Genomic DNA, 2,039 nt, shown 5'->3' with positions numbered 1-2,039 from the left:
TTATACCAAAATTCATTGACTTCCTTGACAATACCTTTGTCTTCTGGGGATGGCTAAATTTTGGCGCATAGCCTCCCAAGGTGACCGCCCCCCTTCAAAACAGCGCTCACGCTGACACCAAAACGCTGAGCACTTCGGTTCATTGAAAGGCCGCTTGCGTATAAAACAAGGGCTTGGAGCTTGTCTTTCTCAGGCACACCTCATGAAATTTTTTCCACATTTTTTACATTTGCACCGCTTGCTCTCTCGAAAAAAACTGCTTTTAAAGCAATCCGAACACTCACAAAATTTACATACAATCATTTTTAGAGACTTTTAAAAGACATCCTTTACCAATCCTAACGAAAAATATCTTTAGTTAAAATCTTCAAAATTTCAATGTTTTATAAATTGTTCTAAATATATTTTTTTATTTAAATCAATAGGATAAAGCTAACCATACATTTTATCTGATTGTGAAAAATCAAGAAATTTGATAGTATTTCAAGAAGCAAATCAAAGCGAAAGCATTCGGTCTTTTAATGTTTAATAAATTTCTAATTTTCTTACTTTTTTTCGGAACGCTTATTCTTCCAGGATGTAAATCTAGTAAGAAGGTGCTGTACATTTATGGATGGGCAGGATACTTTCCACCAGAGCTTTTAAAAGAGTTTCAGAAAGAAACAGGAATAGAAGCCATTTATGATACGTATGAAAGTGAAGAAATTTTAGAAACGGATTTGTGCATGGAGAATAGCTATGATGTGGTAATAATTACTGCATGGCCTTCTTTTGCACGTACAACTAAGGCTAAACTTTTCCGCCCTCTATCAAAAGAACAAATTCCTAATTTAAAATATATAGATTCTGCATTTCTTGAAAAAGTTTCTTGCATTGACTCAGAGCACTGTTATGGGGTTCCTTACTTATTTGGGTCTGTAGGGCTTGGAGTCAATTTAGACAAAATTTCTAATTCTGGAGTAAAAGATTTGCGCACTTGGGGAATGATATTTGATTATAAAGTGATTCGCAAACTTTCTTCTTACAGAATTTATCTTTTAGATAATGCAAAAGACGTATTCCAAGCAGTTCTGCTTTACTTGGGCAAAGATCCTTGCAGTACCGATAAAAAATTATGGAAACAGGCGTACGATTTTCTTAAAAAAATTCGCCCTTTTATCACCAGGTTTCAAAATGCACGGCAAGAAGATACTCTGCTTGCGCAGGAAGCAAGCATTTTGCAGGGATTTTCAGATAATATTGCACTTGCTGCTTTTCAGGGAAAGCAGTATTCTCCTTCTGTGAATATTTGTTATGTTGTTCCTAAAGAAGGTGTAATGATGACTATTGATATGATGGCCATTCCTAAACGAGCAACTCATATAGAAGCTGCGCATAAATTTATCAATTTTGTTTTAAGGCCCAAAAACATGGCCGCGATTAGTAACGCATTAAAAACTGCAAACACCTCTTCGCATTCGCATCCCTGGATTTTCCCGGAACTATTAAAGAATAGAGAGATTTTTCCTGATAAAAAACACTTTAAAAAATTTCATGGAGATTTTCTTCCTTCTATAGAATTAACGCGATATATTTCAGATTTGTGGCTAGATTTAATGGGAGAAAAAAATGTTGAATTACCTATTTCAGATGGATCTGAGGACGAATAAGACATTGCATTAGACAATAATTTACATGTAATATTTAAACCTAGGATAATCATAAATTAAATTTTATTGCAACTGCATTTTTCACTGATAATTTTTGGAGACCTTTAATTAAAGATAATATGATTAATTTTCAAAGTTTTATTAACGTGAAGTTCCGAAAAAATATGCAGTGTTCCCTCTAGCATTTCAAGTGATCGTGTGTTTGCAAGGGGGGAGAAATCTTGCAAACCAATGGCGGTGTGGAGCGTTACTTTTGTTCAATAGAAAACGTTCTATCTTTTCCCTGCAATAGGCGGGGGCTTGGAATGATTTTATTAAAACCTGCCCAATGATCTAAGCAATAAAATAAAATTTTCCATTTTTTTAATCGTTCAAAAAGTCTTTTGAAAG

General features: G+C 34.3%; 2 protein-coding genes and 1 pseudogene. 1 reads left to right on the top strand and 2 read right to left on the bottom strand.

Going from position 1 to position 2,039, the window contains the following annotated elements; all coding sequences use genetic code 11:
* Positions 1–53: 53 nt before the first annotated feature.
* Positions 54–284 (bottom strand): annotated as a pseudogene (locus tag HE1_RS07605) (helix-turn-helix domain-containing protein).
* A 237-nt stretch (positions 285–521) separates the two neighbouring features.
* Between HE1_RS07605 and HE1_RS05465 the strand changes: the two are divergent.
* Positions 522–1,649, top strand: a complete 1,128-nt coding sequence (locus HE1_RS05465) for an extracellular solute-binding protein (protein WP_006295731.1) — start codon at positions 522–524, stop codon at positions 1,647–1,649.
* A gap of 104 nt (positions 1,650–1,753) precedes the next feature.
* Here the strand turns inward: HE1_RS05465 and HE1_RS10060 are convergent, their stop codons facing one another.
* On the bottom strand, positions 1,754–1,876 hold the full coding sequence (locus HE1_RS10060) for a hypothetical protein (RefSeq protein ID WP_278243467.1): 123 nt from the start codon (positions 1,874–1,876) through the stop codon (positions 1,754–1,756).
* Positions 1,877–2,039 lie beyond the last annotated feature (163 nt).

Origin of the sequence: Holospora elegans E1 (assembly GCF_000648275.1) — a bacterium.
Lineage (GTDB): Bacteria > Pseudomonadota > Alphaproteobacteria > Holosporales > Holosporaceae > Holospora > Holospora undulata_A.
The sequence above is the reverse complement of the archived record's forward strand: the minus strand, read 5'-3'. Positions and strand labels throughout refer to the sequence as shown.